This window comes from Succinispira mobilis DSM 6222, assembly GCF_000384135.1.
Taxonomy (GTDB): domain Bacteria; phylum Bacillota; class Negativicutes; order Acidaminococcales; family Succinispiraceae; genus Succinispira; species Succinispira mobilis.
Map to the genome: position 1 here is coordinate 1617671 of NZ_KB913028.1, position 16802 is coordinate 1634472.

Here is a 16802-nt window from a genome sequence, read left to right on the forward strand (position 1 = left end):
ACCTCAACATTATTTTAACGCATAATATACTAATTGCATAGCAACCAATAACTCGCCGCGCTCATCTACATTTACAGAATGTAACTTTATATTCATAATCCCTTGTGTTTGAGTGATTTTTAGCCAATTTAGCCAAGAAAAATAAGAACCCCGTGCTTTACATTCCGTGATATATTCGCCTTTTTCTTCAATTTGATAAACAGGATTAAGACTCTCGACTTGTAAATTTTCTTTTTTCAAAGAATTATTAATTTCAGTAATAATTTGCACTTGATCTAACTCATTGGGTAAAATTGTTTCTAGCATTGCTAATTTTTCGCGTTCTGCTTTTATTAAATCTTCATATGCGGCTTTTGAGATATTATATACCTGTAAGTTGTTATATTTATCTATATAAGCCATTTTTTCAATCTGACACAAACGATTTTCTTCTTGAATTGGTTCAACAATAAATTTTCCAAATATAAGTGTAAACAAACAACTCGCTAAAAGCATATAAGCGAGTCTATTTTTTTCTATCATTTTTTCCCATATTTGTCTTAGATTTTTCATTTCTCACTCCCGTAAAAATAAATTTAATTTTTGCTTGAATTACTTGATTTTGTTCAATTGATTGTATTTTTGTTTTTTTAGTAACATTTTCTTTCTCTAGATTTCCGAGATAATTACTTAAAATAGCAATATCTGGTGCTTCTATCGTCAATAAATACTGATTATCAGTGTCTTGAACCAAAGAAATAATTTTTACCGTATCCGGGGTAAAATACCCCAAGTGTAAAAAAATTTTATACCAATCATTTCGTTTATCAACGTGTTTTTCAATTATCTCCGCTCTTTGCTCATAATTTTTCTTTACAGTAGCCAAAGTTTGAGCACGTTTTTCCCATATCCCTACTTCTAGTTGAGTCTCTGTTATTTTCTTGAATTCCTCATAATTTTTATGCCGCTCCCAGCAACTACAAAAAGTCGCAAATACACAAACTAATAAAGTTACTATAATCACGCCTTTTTCCAACCAAGACAATGGTAATTTATTAACGGGAATTAAATTAAACCGCTCAATTTTACTAGTTTCTGAGACTAACGACAAAGAACAGTTAAATTGATTTTCTAAAATGCTTTTTTCGCATAATTCATCTTGCTCTATCATTTCAATTTTTTCCCAAGGATTTAGGAGCGTTATTTTTAACCCTGTCTGTTTCTCTAAAACTTCTTCTTCAACTATTAATTTTGCTAGCTCGCCATAAACAGTAATTTCAGTAAGCGAAGTTCTATCAACTTCTTTCGCTACCAACTCTAGTAAGCTACATATTTCTTGTGCTAGTTGTTTTGCCAAAAACAACTTATCGAATGGAGCACCTTCTCTTTCAAACCCTTTGTTAACGAAAAATTCACTTCCAGTTCTACTATTCATATCCGCTGTTATGGTCACGCTCTTTTGTTCTAAGGGCAGAGAATCTTTAATAATCGAAATCGTAAATTCACAAGTATTAATCTCCAATAAAACAAAGTCTTTCTTTTCACTGGAGATTAAACTAATTACTGCAAAAATATCTATTATTACTAAGTGTAATTCCAATTTAGCAGATTTTACACTTTGCCTTAACTTGTCTACTATATTTTTTTCTACCGCCCAAAAAAGTACTTTTTTTTGTTCTTCATCTTCTGTTACTTTTTCATCGAGCACCAAATAATCGTAATAATAATTATCTATTGTTTTAGGTAAATATTCTACTAAATCCCATTTAATCGCTGCCTTAAGCTCTTGATTATTTAACTTTGGAAAAACAAGTTTATGGAAAATACTTTCTCGACAACTGATGCTTATATATATTTTTTGTTTTTTGCTAGGTATTTTTTTTAACTGTTTCTGCAAAATTTCTATCCATAAATCCAAAATTATTTCGTTTTTATCTACCTTGTTATTCTTCATAACAGGTATTATCTGATAATTTTGTACAGCAATCTTTTCGTCCTTTGTTATCGTTAGATTAATGATTTTAACAGAGACTTCATTTAATTCAATAGCTGTAATAGTTTTTGGGACCCTAAAAATATTTTTAACAAAAAACATTTCCACCCGCCTTCTTTTAAGAAAAAATTTCTTGATAACAAACTATAATTTCTGCACCCCAATAAAAACTAATTAGGCTTGCGACAGATAAAAATGGTGCAAAAGGAATATTTTTCTTCATATTATTGACATCCCGCACTAAATAATAAACTCCTACTATGCCCGCTAGCATAAATGCTATTATTATACATAAAATAATCAAAGGAAACCCTAGCCAAAGACCTAAAATAGTATTTAAATAAACATCACCACTACCCATTCCACCTAAAAAACCAAAATAAATAAAACCCATAACTAACAATCCTACTAGGCTACCATAAACATGAATTTCTAAAATTACCTTACTATTCAACAAATAACTTATACATAAAATAAATTCTAGCAATATACTTTCTGTATAAATCACTTGTTTTTTTAAATCAATAATACTAATCGACATCAATCCTAAAATAAAATTTCCTAAGAGAATTTGTGCGTTATAGATTTCCTTAGTGTTGTTTAAACATATTTTTCCCACCACAAAAATAATAAAACCAGCAAATATTTTCAGCAATAAATTTTTTGTTATTTTATTCTTCCCCATGAAAATACTTTTTGTTTCTTGAAATTGCATTTTTATCACTTGCTGCCAGCTAACTTCATTCATCCATCTTTCAAAACAACCTATCCAAAAAACACCTATTAATACTAGCATAATATTATCGTTCAATATTTTCCCCTCCCTAAAATTACAAGCCCAAGAGATTTTTCAATAATTCTGGTTTATCAGTTCGCGACAAAACCTCCATTAAATCTACTTTATTCTGTTCATACAGTTTCTGCAATGATTTTTCCATACTATGCATTCCTTCCGTAGTAGTTGTTTGAATAAAAGAATTAATTTGCTCCACCTTTCCCGACCTTATTAGATTTTTAATTGCGGTGTTTATAATAACCATTTCTGTTGCTAAGATCAGCCTCCCCTCTTTTCCTTTGAAAAGTTTTTGTGCTACAATTGCCGATAAAACAAGTGATAATTGCAGTTTTATTTGTGCTTGCTGGGCACTTGGAAAAATATCAATAATACGATTAATTGTTTGCGGAGCATCATTAGTGTGTAAGCTAGTCAAAACTAAATGCCCTGTTTCAGCGGCCATAAGGGCTGTTTTTATTGTCTCTAAATCACGTAATTCCCCAACCAAAATCACATCCGGATCTTCTCTCAAAGCTGCTTTTAAGCCGCTAGCAAATGTTTTCGTATCTACATATACTTCTCTTTGAGAGACCAAACTATTTTTGTTTCTATGTATATACTCTATTGGATCTTCTAATGTAATAATGTGTTTCTTACAATTTACGTTTATGAAGTCTATAATTGCAGCTAGTGTTGTACTTTTCCCTGAACTAGTAGGACCAGTTACTACTATCAATCCTTTCTCATTTAAAGATATTTTTTCTAAAATTAATGGCAAGCCTAATTCTCTAAAATTAGGTATATGCTTATGCAAAAGTCTAATTGCTAATGCAAGACTACTATGATTTTTGTACATATTTATTCTCAAACGAATATTTTCTTGTGATTCCCACGAGAAGTCAACTTCTCCATTTTTCTCTAAAATCTTTTTTTTAGCTTCATCAAGTAATTGTGAACAAATCTCCTTGAAATATTGTTCCCCAACAATCTCTTCCTTTAAAAATACAATCTCACCTAAAATTCTTAAAGTCAAAGGAGCATTGGCCATAATATGTATATCTGAAGCTTGATGTTCGCGAGCTATTTCGATCAATCTATTCATCATTAATCACCTAATCTATTATATTGTAAGCAACTCTCTGTAGTTCTGCAAAAGTTGTTTGTCCTGTTAATACCTTTTTAATTCCATCCTGTAATAATTCACAGTACTCATTTTTTTTAATAAGCTCATCTAATTCAGCTTTACTTTTACCTTGAACAATTGCTTCTCTTAAATCTGGGGTAATTTTTAAAACTTCTTGAATAGCTAGTCTACCTGAATAGCCTGTAAAATTACAATCAATGCACCCAGACCCTTTTAGTAAATTTATATCTTCAAAGTTTTTCAACTGTGAACCTCTTAGGTCGATAATTGATTGCAATTCAAGTTTACTTGGATAGTAGCGCGTTGCACATTGCGGACAAACTTTTCTCACTAACCTTTGAGACACAACTCCAATTAAAGAAGCAGCCAACAAATAATTTTCAATACCCATATCTGCAAGTCGTGGAATAGCTCCTAACGCATTATTAGTATGTAAAGTACTCAACACTAAATGTCCAGTAAGTGCAGCTCTTACAGCTATACTAGCCGTTTCTGTATCTCTTATTTCCCCAACTAAAATTATATCTGGATCCTGTCGCAAAATTCCTCTCAGTCCATTTGCAAAGTCTAGACCAGCCTTTTGATTAACTTGAACTTGATTAATGTTAGGCAAATAGTATTCTACTGGATCTTCAATTGTAACTATATTTTTATCGATAGTATTTATTTCTGAAAGCGCCGAATATAAAGTTGTAGTTTTCCCCGATCCAGTAGGCCCTGTAAGCAAAATCATTCCATAAGAATTACTATATAATTCCTTAAATATAAGTTTATTGCAAGTACTTAAAGCCAAGCTTTCAATGTCTAAAGGCTGCTTTTGTTGATCTAGTAGTCTTAAAACAACTTTTTCTCCCATTATTGTCGGTAATGTAGCAACTCTGATATCTAAGTTGGGCTTATCTTTAAGTTTCAATCTACCATCTTGTGGCAATCTTTTTTCAGCTATATCTAAATTAGACATAATTTTAATGTGGGAAACAAGTTGCGCTTGCAAATTCAAAGGCAAACAAATTATTTCTTTTAAAATTCCATCCAAACGATATCGCACCCGCAAATTATTTGTAGTACTTTCTAAATGGATATCACTGGCCGCTAGATTAACAGCTTTTGTTATTATTTGTTCAAATAAATCTACTACTGAAGTGATTCCCGTAGAACCTAAATCCTCTTTTATCAAAATAATCATCTTCTTTTCTATTTTTTCACAAAAAAAACTGAAAATATTGTATAATTAACTATATAATATTTTCATTATTTTTACAAATTTATTTGGAAGTGATGTAATTGTTAGAAAAAATCAAAATTATTTGTTCGCCCCAAAACTGTTTAGTCTTAATTTTTCTGTTCTTTTTAATTTTAGCCTATGCTAATCTTTTTACTAAAACTGAGCCCCCCGTCAATAACGAACTTTCGCCACCGCAACAACTCCCCTTAATTTCTCTGCAAATTCTAAATAAATTATATCCTCAAGAAAATAGCACAATTACAAAAAAATTAAAAAATCCTTTTTTGACAAAACAGTTTAAAGAAAATGATAGTGCTGAGAAAAAATATACTTCTGCCGATAAAAAAATACTATTTCATTTACAAGGCACCATAATAAATCAACAAGAAAAACTAGCTATAATTTCGATAAATAATACCGTTGCAGCCTATCGCCAAAATGATTTTGTTGCAGGCTATACTATTAAAGAAATTGCTGCAAACTCAGTTACTATTTTCAATCAAAATAGCCAAAACTTAGAAATTCTAAACTTAAAGGACTGAATTTTATGGAGATTTTACGCAATTCTTTGCTTATCTTATCTTTAATATTTTGCTCTAATTTTTTTATTTGTTATCCCTGTAATGCCCAAGAGAAAACACTTAACCTAAATTTAGAAAATGCTGATTTGCGAACTGTCCTAATTTCTATAGCCAAAACAAGCAATATTAATTTAATTTTAGACAATTCCATAAGCGGTTCGATAAGCCTCCACTTGCAAAATATTGAAGCTGAGACAGCATTGAAACTAATAAGTAATGCTGCTGGTTATAATTGGCAGCATTACAATTCTAATATTCTAATAAGCAAAAATATCAATAGTAGCCAAAATTTAAACAATCTTTCAATAATAAAATTAAAATATCTCAATGCAAAGGAATGCCAAACTATTCTAAAGCCTCTTTTAGGCGAAACAAAGATTAGTATCGATTCTACGGCCAACTGCTTAATTTTCTCGGGTAATCAAACAGCACAGAGTAATATTAAGCTACTTTTAACACAATTAGATATTCCTAGCAAACAAATTTCTTTAGATGTAAAAATAATCGCTGTAAACAAAGAGCACACTGAAGTTTTGGGCGTGCAGTGGCTTTGGTCCGAACTACCAGCAACTACAAATAGCAGCAATAACGATCACAGCTCTGAACAAAGTTTACCAGGCAAACTAAAACTCTCCTCAACACAAGGCCTTAATTATCAGGCAACTTTAGATGCTCAAATAAATAGTGGTCAAGCAAAAATTCTAGCTAATCCTAAAATAACAACTCTACCTGGTCGCGAAGCTAAAATATTTATTGGCGATCATATTCCTGTGGTAACTGAAAAAAATAATAATGGTACAACAACTCAAAATACCGAATATATTGACGCTGGAATTAAGTTAATCTACACAGCGTATATTAATTCCGACGATTATATTACTGCTTCTGTTCACACTGAAGTTAGCACCCCTACCTTGATTGCCAGTTTAAGAAACTATAAAATAAGTACTCGCCAAGCCAATACAACTGTAAGATTAAAAAATGGCGAAACACTTGTAATTGCGGGTTTAATCGGGCAAGAAGATTTGCAAAAAATAACTAAGATTCCTCTTTTGAGTAATATCCCCTTTTTTGGCAACCTTTTCAAACATCAAGAACAACATAAACAATCTACTGAAGTTATAATATTCATAACTTCAAAAATATTGGACTAAAAACGCTAAACGGCGCTATTCCCACCTTAAACAAGGTAAAAACAGCGCCGTTTAGCGTTTAATTTAATTTAAGCACGTTCAATATAGTCGCCAGTTCTAGTATCTATTCTTAATACATCACCGACATTTATAAACAAAGGAACTTTCACAACATAACCAGTGTCCATAGTAGCCAATTTAGAGCCACCCGTAGCCGTATCCCCTCTGATTCCAGGATCTGTTTCAGCAACAACTAATTCTACAGCATTAGGCAAATCCACACCAATAATTTTATCTTGATATACCATTACACCAATCTTATTATTTTCTTTAATAAAAGACATTGCATTTCCCAAAGTTTCTTTATCAAGTTCACTTTGATCAAATGTTTCTAAATCCATGAAAACATACATGCCTTCATTTTCATATAAATATTCCATTTCACGGCGGTCAATATGTGCTTTAGGCATTCTTTCACCAGGATTAAAAGTTCTTTCTACAACAGCACCACTACAAAGATTACGCATTTTCACACGCACAAAAGCTGCGCCTTTACCTGGTTTTACATGTTGGAAATCAATAACTTGCCAAGCATCGCCATCAATCGTAACCGTAGTTCCAGTTCTAAATTCATTAGTTGTTATCATTTTGAAACCTCCACCTTAAATTTCTAATATATTTCCAACAGCTGTTTTTCTGTAGCTGTTAAAATATCTTTACCGTTTTTAGTCACAACAATTAAGTCTTCAATTCTAACACCGCCAAAACCTGGAAGATATATCCCTGGTTCTACCGTTATTACCATGTTTTCTTGTAAAACAACATTGGTATTCCCCGCTGCAATCCTTGGTTCTTCATGGATTTGTAAACCTACACCATGTCCAGTACTATGTCCGAAAAATTGTCCATAGCCTGCTTGAATAATTTCTTCGCGGGCTGCAAAATCAACTTCTGCTGCAGTTATTCCTGTTTTCACTTTATCTAATGCTTTAAGTTGGGCCGTTAACACTATTTGATATATTTCTCTTTGTCTATTACTGGCTTTTCCCATAACTACTGTTCTAGTAATATCAGAATGATATCCTTGACAAACAGCCCCAAAATCAATAGTAACAAAATCACCAGTGCTTAAAGTTCTTACCCCTGGTTTAGCATGCGGCTTACTAGAATTTTCTCCAGAAGCAACTATTGTTTCAAAAGCCAACTTTTCCGAGCCTAAAGTTCGCATATAATACTCTAATAATGCTGCCACTTCAATTTCGCTCATACCAACTTGCAAATTTTTTGTCAATCTTGTAAAGGCTTGATCAGCAATCATCGCTGCTTTTTTAATACATTCTATTTCTTGTTTAGATTTAATTATTCTGAAATTATCTAAATCAACTAAACTCCATGACACCCGTGGCAAAACTTGGCGATATTTTTCCATTTGTCTTGCCGTTACATACTCAGCTTCAACTGCTATCTTGTCCATTGTATTCAAATGTTTTTTCATAAATTCCGTTAAAGTTTCATCACCTGAAATCTGAATTTCAGCTTCTATTTTGAGCTCTGAACGAATCTGCTCTTGGTAGCGAAAATCAGTAAATATCACTACTCGGTCTTCTAAAATCAGCAAAGTAGCGTTAGAACCAGTAAAACCAGTGAAGTATCTAATATTGGTAAGATTAGTCACTAACAATGCTTGATATGAATTGTTTTTAAGATATTCTTGTAAAATCATTTTTCAACCTTCTTTTTTGGAAAATGAACAGACTTTAAAATTTTAACATATTTTATTGCTTTTTACTATAATATTTCTATTTGAAAAGGTAGATTTTGCAAAATTTTTTCTGCTTGCTCATATAAATCCGAAGTTGTTCGTATTAATATTTCACCAGCCCTACTATCTATAGTGCTAACTAAACCAACATGTTCATAGCCTTCAAATATCCAACCTGTAAATCCAATTTTTTCTTTAGGCACAATTGCCCTAATCAAGCACTGTTCTTTAGACATTAATTTTCCTCCGTACTAAAGAATTTTCAGCTACAAATTGCAGATATGGTACACTGATAATTTGTCTAGGATGAGGCGCAACACTTATTTCTTGTCCTTTATCATCTTGCATATCTACTAAAACCAAAGAAAGAAGTTTGCCATTTGGTTGCAAAATCTCTAGTTCTTCCCCACTTTTAATATTGTTACGCTGTTCAATATATAGTCGCTTAGCAAGAGCATCATATTTAACCGTTAAACCAACAAAGTCGTGTGTTTGCTGATAGCTCGAAGTAGTATATACTTGTGAATTTTCATCAGTTTTTCCCGTCATAAATCCCTGTGTATAACTTCTATGCGAAACTTTAGCTAATTCTTCTAACCATTTTTCTTGAACTATATAGTTTTCTGGAGCCGCAAAATAACTGTCTATCGCTTGACGGTATACACTTACTACACTAGCAACATAATGCATACTTTTCATTCTTCCTTCAATTTTAAAACTATCTACGCCGGCTTTAATTAACTCGGGCACATAATTAATCAAACATAAGTCTTTAGAATTGAAAATATAAGTACCGCGCTCATCTTCCAAAACTGGGAAATGCTCATTAGGACGATTTTCTTCTACTAGGCTGTATTTCCAGCGACAAGCTTGCACACAAGCCCCTTTGTTTGCATCTCGACCAGCCATATAATTACTTAGCAAGCACCGCCCTGAATGGGAAATGCACATCGCCCCATGAACAAAAACCTCTAATTCCATTTTTGTTTTATCTTTTATTTCTGCAATTTCTGTTAGCCCTAGTTCTCTTGCTAAAACAACCCTATCAGCCCCTAATTTTTGCCACATTTCTACAGCTGACCAATTACTAGTATTGGCTTGTGTACTAACATGCAAAGACATTTGCGGAACTGTATTTTTCGCAATATTCCAAACACCCAAATCAGAGATTATTAAAGCGTCAACTTTTAGCTCTTGTAATTCCAATAAATATTCGGGCAAGTTTATTAAATCTTCATTATGAGGGACTATATTAACAGTAACATATATTTTTTTATTTAAAGAATGTGCATATTCAATCATTTCTCGCATTGTTTCTTTGTCAAAATTTGAAGCAAAAGCTCTCAAGCCAAAGTTTGTTCCGCCAAGATATAAAGCATCAGCACCATAAAGTAAAGCCATTTTTCCCTTTTCCAAACTGCCTGCTGGCGCTAATAGCTCTGGTTTTTGCATTATTCGCATTCTAATAATTCTCCTTTAAATTTCTATCATTACTTTCAAAATCATTTGATCGCTCTCAAGTGATCTTCGTAGTTGGTGCTAAAAGTATGCTTGCCACCTGAACTAACTACAAAATACAAGTATTCCGTTTTTTCCGGATCTAAGGCAGCTAAAATTGAAGGCATGCCTGGATTAGCTATTGGTCCTGGTGGCAACCCGCTATTAATATAAGTATTATAAGGGGACTGAATTTTAGTATCAGCAATACTTAATTCTTCCTTTGGATATCCCAAAATATATTGAATAGTAGCACAAGACTGCAAAGGCATCTCTTGTTTTATTCTATTTTCAAATACACTAGCCACTACTTTGCGTTCTTCTGCTACTTGCGCTTCTTTCTCAACTAAAGACGCTAAAATAATTAAGCGTTGGATATCCATCTTCTTTACTTTTAACTTTTCTCGAATTTCCTTATTGATTTTTCTATCAAACTCATCCACCAACAATTTTAAAATTTCCGCTTCTTTCATCTCTACACCAATATAGTATGTTGCTGGGTATAAAAAACCCTCAGATTTGAATTTTATATTAGCGTTTTTTGTCTGCATATATTCATAAGGAGCATAATTTTGAGCAAGTTTTAAAAATACATCTTTCTTTCCCAGTCCTTCTTGTTCTATTAATTCTGCAATTTGAGTAACATTATAGCCCTCAGGAATTGTTAATTTTGTATAAAAAACACTACCTTTACCCAAAATTTCTACTATTTCTTGTTCTGACATTCCAACTTTAAATTGATAAGACCCAGCTTGTAAAGATTTTTCTAAATTCTTCATCTTCGCAATTTTGGTAAAAGAATTTTCTTTCGGCAAAAGACCTTGTTTTATCAACAAATTCATAATATCGTTAGTATTCATGCCACTTTTTACATTAACCATCACTGTAGCACCTTGATTGGGCAAATCTGCAACTTTACTTTTACTGCATCCCCAAATAAAAAAACTACAAATCAGTATTAACACTATAAATAGAAGTTTCTTCGTATTCATATTTTCACTCACTTTTAACATTTCTGTAGATTTTTAGAACAAAAAAAAGCCTTACGGCTTTTTTTCTTATAATTAACTAACCCGCCTAGGATTCACACAAAATTTATTCTTGTTCTTCCCAAAGTTTTTCATAGGCTTCTTGTGCCTTTTCAAATTCTTCTTCTGATGGGTCACAATATACTTCTTCACCATTTTCATCAATAACTATTTTCGCAATTATAGCTTCATCTTCTTCAGCTTCACAATCACACTCTTCATGTTCACAAGTTTGCAATGGAACCAAAATCGCATATTTATCTTCGCCTACAGCAAAAATTTCTTCCTCAACATAGTAAAATTCATTGCCTTCTTCGTCTGTTATAACAACCACATCTTGGTCTTGCATTTCCATTTCATCCACAACGCTATCTTTATTGTCTGACATCGTACACCTCTTCTATCTTTTTTTTGCAGAATACCTAAGTTCTCTACTTGAGTTCATTGTATATTATAAAAAAATTACTGTCAATAAAACATTTTAAAGTTTTAAAGTTGCCTATCCAAATAACCTTGTAAAATTATTACAGCTGCCATTTTGTCGATAACTTTTTTTCTTTTATCACGTCTTACATCAGAGCTTATTAAAATTTTTTGTGCTTCCATAGTCGATAAGCGTTCATCCCAATAGTGGTACTTAATTTGTGGGAATGCGTTTTTTAGTAGCTCAGTAAATTTTTCTACTATTACACAACGTTCCCCAATACTACCATTCATATTTTTGGGATAACCTACCACAATTTCACTGACATCATACTCTGATATTAATTCTGCTAAACGAGCTAAATCTTTCACATTGCCAACACGGCGAATTACTTCTATACCTTGGGCAATCATTTTTGTAGCATCGCTTATCGCAATCCCAATAGTACGATCGCCAACGTCTAAAGCCATTATCTTCAAATACTTTCCCCCTCTAAAATTGCTGGTCAATCTTTTAGATAATCTTTTAACAAGTCTTCTAAAATTTCATAACGCTCGACTTCCCGTAGTTTTGTTCGCGCATCTTTATAACTAGTTATATAAGTTGGGTCGCCAGATAATAAGTATCCTGCTAATTGATCTACAGGATTGTAACCTTTCTCTTGCATAGAACGGGCAACTTCAATCATTATCTCTTTTACTTCTTTTTTATTTTTATCATGCCTAAACATCATTGTTTCTTGTATATTCAATGTCTCCACTCCTTTACAATCCACTTGCTTGTAGTTTATCACAAATTTTAAAAATTCTCTACAAAATATTTGCACATCCAGCGTTTTTTTCTTATTGAGAGATTGACTATTGCCCGCAATTATTGCTATAATAATTGTGTTTTTACATAATGATATCAGCAATGATAGAGACAGTACTTGTAAATCATAACTATCCAGCGAATTAGGGGCAGTGTAAGCCTAATTTTTTATCTTACAAGGAAAATCACTCTTGAGCTATAGACTGAGTAATATTTTATTAGGTCTAATCGTTTTACATACGTTACAATGTATCAAGTGGCTTATTTCATAAGCTAACAGGGTGGTACCGCGGGTATAAGTCTCGTCCCTATGGGGATGGAGGCTTTTTTATTTTATGGAGGTGTATTTATAATTATGTCTACGGAAAAACTAGATTATAGCAAAACATTAAATTTACCAGTTACTGACTTTCCTATGCGGGCTAATTTACCAGAGCGCGAACCGGAAATTTTAAAACACTGGTATGAAAAGCAAGTATATCAAGAAAAACAAGCCCTACATGCTGGTAAAGAAAAATTTGTTTTACATGATGGGCCACCATATGCCAATGGTAATATTCATATTGGCACCGCTTTAAATAAAATTTTAAAGGATATTATTGTCAAATATAAGTATGCTCAAGGATTTGACACACCCTATGTGCCTGGTTGGGATACGCACGGGATGCCTATTGAACATGCGGCCATCAATAATTTGGGGTTAAATCGTCATGAACTTGATCCTTTAGTATTACGCAATGAATGTAAAAATTATGCTTTAAAATGGCTCGATACACAACGCGATGATTTCAAACGCTTAGGCGTTCTCGGTGATTGGGATAATCCTTATATCACGCTTGTGCCTGAATATGAAGCTGAGCAAATTAAAGTTTTTGGCAAAATGGCTAAACAAGGCTATATTTACAAAGGTCTTAAAGCTGTTTATTGGTGTACTTGTTGTGAAACGGCTTTAGCTGAAGCAGAAATCGAATACGCTGAACAAAAATCGCATGCTTTATTTGTCAAATTCCCTTTAAAAGATGCAAAAGGCATTTTACCACCTGGATTAAGCGAGAAAAAAGTTTTTGCTGTAATTTGGACAACAACCCCTTGGACTCTACCAGCAAATGTAGCTATTGCTATTAATCCCGAATTTGAATATAGTTTTGTAGCTTCAGAAGATGGTGAAGAAGTTTATCTTATGGCCAATGAGCTTATTGGGCAAGTTCAAAAAGAGTGTAAAACAACGTTCACCACAATTTTTAGTATAAAAGGTGATAAACTGGAAAGTATGCTCTTTCAACATCCATTTTTAGAACGTGAATCACCAATTGTTTTTGCTGATTATGTTACCTTAGATACTGGTACTGGTTGTGTTCACACTGCTCCTGGTCATGGTCAAGAAGACTTTGAAACAGGTATGCGCTATAAGCTACCTGTAATTAGTCCTGTAGACAAATCAGGTAAATTTACAAAAGAGGCCGGCGATTTTGCCGGGATGTTTGTCTTTGATGCCAACGTACCAATTATTAAACATTTAGCTCAATTAGGCGTACTATTAGGCAAGGGTACTATTCGTCACCAATATGCACACTGCTGGCGTTGTAAATCGCCAATTATCTATCGTGCTACGGAGCAATGGTTTGCTTCAGTAGATGGTTTCCGTGACGCAGCTTTAGAGCAAATAACTAAAAAAGTTGAGTGGATTCCCAGTTGGGGTGAAGATCGGATTCGGAATATGGTTGCGGATCGTCATGATTGGTGTATTTCCCGTCAAAGAGTGTGGGGAGTTCCAATTCCAATTTTCTACTGTAAAGATTGCCATAAACATTTAATTACAGACGAAACAATTACGGCTATTTCTGAGCTTTTCGCTAAAGAAGGTTCCGATGCTTGGTGGTCTAAAACTGCGGCAGAAATTTTACCAGCAGGCACCACTTGCGAATGCGGTTGTGCAGAGTTCGAAAAAGAAACTGATATCATGGACGTTTGGTTTGATAGTGGTTCTAGCCATAAAGCTGTACTAACTAAACGACCTGAACTTCAATGGCCAGCTACTTTATATTTAGAAGGCAGTGATCAACATCGTGGTTGGTTCCAATCTTCCTTGCTAACATCTGTAGCTACCGAAGGTGTTGCACCTTACAAATCAGTTTTAACTCATGGCTTCGTAGTTGATGGTGAAGGCCGAAAAATGTCTAAATCCATTGGCAATGTTATTTATCCTCAAGAAGTTATTCAAAAATATGGCGCTGATGTGTTACGTTTGTGGGTGGCATCAGCTGATTATAAAGCAGATATTCGAATTTCTAACGATATTTTAAAACAATTATCAGAAGTTTATCGTAAAATTCGCAATACTTTCCGTTATATTCTAGGAAATATTGCTGACTTCAATCCTGATCAAGATGCCGTTGCTTTTGAAGAAATGACCGAACTTGACAGATGGGCCTTAATGCGACTTGAGCAAGTTAAAACTAAAGTTACTAATGCTTTTAATGAATATGAGTTCCATGTTTTGTACCATACTATTCATAATTTCTGTACAATCGACTTATCTTCCTACTACTTAGATATTTTAAAAGATCGACTTTATGCTTCTACGCCAGACAGCCTTGAACGTCGTTCTGCTCAAAGTGCCATGTATGAAATTTTAGTGGATTTAGCAGTAATGTTAACCCCCATTATTTCTTTCACTACAGAAGAAATGTGGCAATATTTACCTAAAAAAGCAACCATGCCAGCTACCAGCATTCAAATGATGCCTTGGCCAGTTGCTAAAGCCGAACGACATGATGTAGCTTTAGAAGAAAAATGGGCAAATTTCATAGAAATTCGCAATGAAATTACTAAAGTTTTAGAGGCTGCTCGTCGTGCCAAAACTATTGGTCATTCCTTAGATGCCAAAGTAGTTTTATATGCCACTGGTGAGTCTTATAAATTATTAACTACGGTGCAAAATCAATTAGCAAACTTACTTATTGTCTCTCAAGCTAAAGTTTGTGAAGGCACTGATTCTACGGCTACAGCCACAGCTTTAGCTGATTTACAAATTAGTGTTCTCGCTGCTACCGGAGAAAAATGCGAACGTTGTTGGATTTATTCCGAAGAAATCGGACAAAATCTAGCACACCCAACGCTATGCCCACGTTGTGCAAGTGTTGTAAAATAATAATTCAAAAATCACAAAAAAGTTCGGCAGAAACCTTTCTGCCGAACTTTTTTATCTTATTTGCCCATTTCCATTGACTATGTATTTTATACTTGTAAGTTCACTCAAACCCATTGGTCCACGCGCATGCAATTTTTGTGTACTAATTCCTATTTCCGCGCCTAAACCAAATTCAAATCCATCGGTAAAGCGTGTTGAAGCATTAACATAAACCACTGCCGCATCAACACGTTTCTGAAATTCTTGTGCATTTTGGTAGTCATTAGTTACTATCGCCTCTGAATGTTTTGTTCCAAACCGCTCAATATGTTCTATAGCTTCTGCTAGATTCTCTACAATTTTAATTGAAATAATCAAATCCAGATTTTCTGTAGCAAAACAAGCATCATCAGCTAATTTTGTTCCTGGAACTTCTATTAGTCCTTGTTCACAAACTTGCACTTTCACATTTTGCTGTTGCAGTTTTGCAACAATTACAGGTAAAAAGTTTTTCGCAATATTCTTGTGAACTAATAAAGTTTCCATAGAATTGCAAACTGCGGGGCGGGATACTTTTGCATTTATAACAATATTTTCAGCCATAACTAAGTCCGCACTGGAATCTACGAATACATGGCATACCCCAACCCCTGTTTCAATAACAGGAATAGTGCTATTTTCAATCACAGTCTTTATTAATCCAGCACCTCCCCGTGGAATAATTACATCAATATACTCATTTAATTTTAAAAGATAATTTACCGCCTGCCGATCAGTATAAGCAATAAAGGTTATTAATTCCTTTGGCAAACCTTTTGTTATTAAACAATTTTGCATAATTTCTACTAGTGCTGTATTAGAATTAATCGCTTCGGATCCACCACGCAAAACTGGCAAATTACCTGACTTAAGACACAAAGCAATCGCATCTATCGTAACATTAGGACGTGATTCATAAATAATACCTAAAACTCCCAAAGGAACTCGCACTTTATTAATTTGCAAACCATTTGGTAAAGTTTTTCCCGATATAACTTCCCCGATTGGATCAGGCAATTTCATAACCTGCCTTATCCCTGTTGCCATATCCCTAATCCTATCCGAAGTTAGCCGTAGTCGGTCTTGCATTGCAACACTAACTCCTTTTTCAGCAGCTTGAATTAAATCGCGTGCATTGGCCTGCAAAATATATTCTATCTCTAACTCTAATTTGTCAGCCATTGCACCTAATAGTTCATTTTTTTGCAAAGTTGACATATTAGCTAAAATATTAGCCACATTACGTGCTTTTTTCGCTTGTTGCTTAATTTGTTCTAACATA

General features: G+C 33.6%; 17 protein-coding genes and 1 other annotated feature. Of the genes, 3 read left to right on the top strand and 14 right to left on the bottom strand.

Annotated elements, in window-relative coordinates; all coding sequences use genetic code 11:
• Window positions 1-9: 9 nt before the first annotated feature.
• Genes SUCMO_RS0107660 through SUCMO_RS10590 form a run of 5 tightly spaced genes read right to left on the bottom strand, consistent with a single transcriptional unit; the run spans window position 10 to window position 5068 of the window.
• Window positions 10-552, bottom strand: coding sequence for a hypothetical protein (locus SUCMO_RS0107660; protein ID WP_019880075.1), 543 nt, complete (start codon window positions 550-552; stop codon window positions 10-12).
• Window positions 506-2074 (bottom strand): pilus assembly protein PilM, encoded by a 1569-nt coding sequence (pilM, locus tag SUCMO_RS0107665; RefSeq protein WP_019880076.1) that lies wholly within the window; start codon window positions 2072-2074, stop codon window positions 506-508. The genes SUCMO_RS0107660 and pilM overlap by 47 nt, the downstream gene beginning before the upstream one ends.
• A gap of 16 nt (window positions 2075-2090) precedes the next feature.
• Window positions 2091-2783, bottom strand: coding sequence for a prepilin peptidase (locus SUCMO_RS0107670; RefSeq protein ID WP_019880077.1), 693 nt, complete (start codon window positions 2781-2783; stop codon window positions 2091-2093).
• 19 nt (window positions 2784-2802) lie between these two features.
• Entirely contained in the window at window positions 2803-3849 is a 1047-nt protein-coding gene (locus tag SUCMO_RS0107675; protein ID WP_019880078.1) for a type IV pilus twitching motility protein PilT, read from the bottom strand.
• A gap of 10 nt (window positions 3850-3859) precedes the next feature.
• Window positions 3860-5068, bottom strand: coding sequence for a GspE/PulE family protein (locus SUCMO_RS10590; protein ID WP_019880079.1), 1209 nt, complete (start codon window positions 5066-5068; stop codon window positions 3860-3862).
• 107 nt (window positions 5069-5175) lie between these two features.
• Between SUCMO_RS10590 and SUCMO_RS0107685 the strand changes: the two genes are divergently transcribed.
• Both SUCMO_RS0107685 and SUCMO_RS10595 read left to right on the top strand, forming a co-directional pair.
• Window positions 5176-5658, top strand: a complete 483-nt coding sequence (locus tag SUCMO_RS0107685; RefSeq protein ID WP_019880080.1) for a hypothetical protein — start codon at window positions 5176-5178, stop codon at window positions 5656-5658.
• A 5-nt stretch (window positions 5659-5663) separates the two neighbouring features.
• The gene (locus SUCMO_RS10595; protein ID WP_019880081.1) at window positions 5664-6851 is read left to right on the top strand and encodes a type II secretion system protein GspD; all 1188 of its coding nucleotides are present in this window, start codon (window positions 5664-5666) and stop codon (window positions 6849-6851) included.
• A 68-nt stretch (window positions 6852-6919) separates the two neighbouring features.
• Here SUCMO_RS10595 and efp read toward each other — a convergent pair whose 3' ends face one another.
• The 8 genes from efp to SUCMO_RS0107730 all read right to left on the bottom strand — a co-directional run bounded on the left by efp (window position 6920) and on the right by SUCMO_RS0107730 (window position 12292).
• Window positions 6920-7477 carry an elongation factor P gene (efp, locus tag SUCMO_RS0107695; protein ID WP_019880082.1) on the bottom strand — a complete coding sequence of 186 codons (558 nt, stop codon included), beginning with the start codon at window positions 7475-7477 and terminating at the stop codon, window positions 6920-6922.
• A 23-nt stretch (window positions 7478-7500) separates the two neighbouring features.
• Window positions 7501-8553 (bottom strand): M24 family metallopeptidase, encoded by a 1053-nt coding sequence (locus SUCMO_RS0107700; protein WP_019880083.1) that lies wholly within the window; start codon window positions 8551-8553, stop codon window positions 7501-7503.
• A gap of 65 nt (window positions 8554-8618) precedes the next feature.
• Entirely contained in the window at window positions 8619-8828 is a 210-nt protein-coding gene (locus SUCMO_RS10600) for a DUF4911 domain-containing protein (protein WP_019880084.1), read from the bottom strand.
• Window positions 8821-10044, bottom strand: coding sequence for a U32 family peptidase C-terminal domain-containing protein (locus tag SUCMO_RS0107710; RefSeq protein ID WP_028953953.1), 1224 nt, complete (start codon window positions 10042-10044; stop codon window positions 8821-8823). The genes SUCMO_RS10600 and SUCMO_RS0107710 overlap by 8 nt, the downstream gene beginning before the upstream one ends.
• A gap of 50 nt (window positions 10045-10094) precedes the next feature.
• Window positions 10095-11054: an endolytic transglycosylase MltG gene (gene mltG, locus SUCMO_RS0107715; protein WP_211209239.1), complete on the bottom strand. Its 960-nt coding sequence runs from the start codon at window positions 11052-11054 to the stop codon at window positions 10095-10097.
• A gap of 130 nt (window positions 11055-11184) precedes the next feature.
• Window positions 11185-11505: a DUF1292 domain-containing protein gene (locus tag SUCMO_RS0107720; RefSeq protein ID WP_019880088.1), complete on the bottom strand. Its 321-nt coding sequence runs from the start codon at window positions 11503-11505 to the stop codon at window positions 11185-11187.
• A 101-nt stretch (window positions 11506-11606) separates the two neighbouring features.
• Complete coding sequence (ruvX, locus tag SUCMO_RS0107725; protein WP_019880089.1) at window positions 11607-12020, bottom strand: Holliday junction resolvase RuvX; 414 nt, start codon at window positions 12018-12020, stop codon at window positions 11607-11609.
• 26 nt (window positions 12021-12046) lie between these two features.
• A complete protein-coding gene (locus SUCMO_RS0107730) occupies window positions 12047-12292 on the bottom strand; it encodes an IreB family regulatory phosphoprotein (RefSeq protein WP_019880090.1) in 246 nt (81 codons plus the stop codon).
• Window positions 12293-12444: 152 nt separating this feature from the next.
• Window positions 12445-12664, top strand: a binding site (T-box leader).
• A gap of 42 nt (window positions 12665-12706) precedes the next feature.
• Between SUCMO_RS0107730 and ileS the strand changes: the two genes are divergently transcribed.
• The gene (gene ileS / locus SUCMO_RS0107735) at window positions 12707-15502 is read left to right on the top strand and encodes an isoleucine--tRNA ligase (RefSeq protein ID WP_028953954.1); all 2796 of its coding nucleotides are present in this window, start codon (window positions 12707-12709) and stop codon (window positions 15500-15502) included.
• Window positions 15503-15553: 51 nt separating this feature from the next.
• Here ileS and SUCMO_RS0107740 read toward each other — a convergent pair whose 3' ends face one another.
• Complete coding sequence (locus tag SUCMO_RS0107740; protein WP_019880092.1) at window positions 15554-16801, bottom strand: glutamate-5-semialdehyde dehydrogenase; 1248 nt, start codon at window positions 16799-16801, stop codon at window positions 15554-15556.
• Window position 16802: the final 1 nt, after the last annotated feature.

Coding starts and splice junctions, on each gene's coding strand:
- SUCMO_RS0107660 (WP_019880075.1), bottom strand. CDS start 552: ATGAAAAATCTAAGACAAATATGGGAAAAAATGATAGAAAAAAATAGA.
- pilM (WP_019880076.1), bottom strand. CDS start 2,074: ATGTTTTTTGTTAAAAATATTTTTAGGGTCCCAAAAACTATTACAGCT.
- SUCMO_RS0107675 (WP_019880078.1), bottom strand. CDS start 3,849: ATGAATAGATTGATCGAAATAGCTCGCGAACATCAAGCTTCAGATATA.
- SUCMO_RS10595 (WP_019880081.1), top strand. CDS start 5,664: ATGGAGATTTTACGCAATTCTTTGCTTATCTTATCTTTAATATTTTGC.
- efp (WP_019880082.1), bottom strand. CDS start 7,477: ATGATAACAACTAATGAATTTAGAACTGGAACTACGGTTACGATTGAT.
- SUCMO_RS0107700 (WP_019880083.1), bottom strand. CDS start 8,553: ATGATTTTACAAGAATATCTTAAAAACAATTCATATCAAGCATTGTTA.
- SUCMO_RS10600 (WP_019880084.1), bottom strand. CDS start 8,828: ATGTCTAAAGAACAGTGCTTGATTAGGGCAATTGTGCCTAAAGAAAAA.
- SUCMO_RS0107710 (WP_028953953.1), bottom strand. CDS start 10,044: ATGCAAAAACCAGAGCTATTAGCGCCAGCAGGCAGTTTGGAAAAGGGA.
- SUCMO_RS0107720 (WP_019880088.1), bottom strand. CDS start 11,505: ATGTCAGACAATAAAGATAGCGTTGTGGATGAAATGGAAATGCAAGAC.
- ileS (WP_028953954.1), top strand. CDS start 12,707: ATGTCTACGGAAAAACTAGATTATAGCAAAACATTAAATTTACCAGTT.
- SUCMO_RS0107740 (WP_019880092.1), bottom strand. CDS start 16,801: ATGTTAGAACAAATTAAGCAACAAGCGAAAAAAGCACGTAATGTGGCT.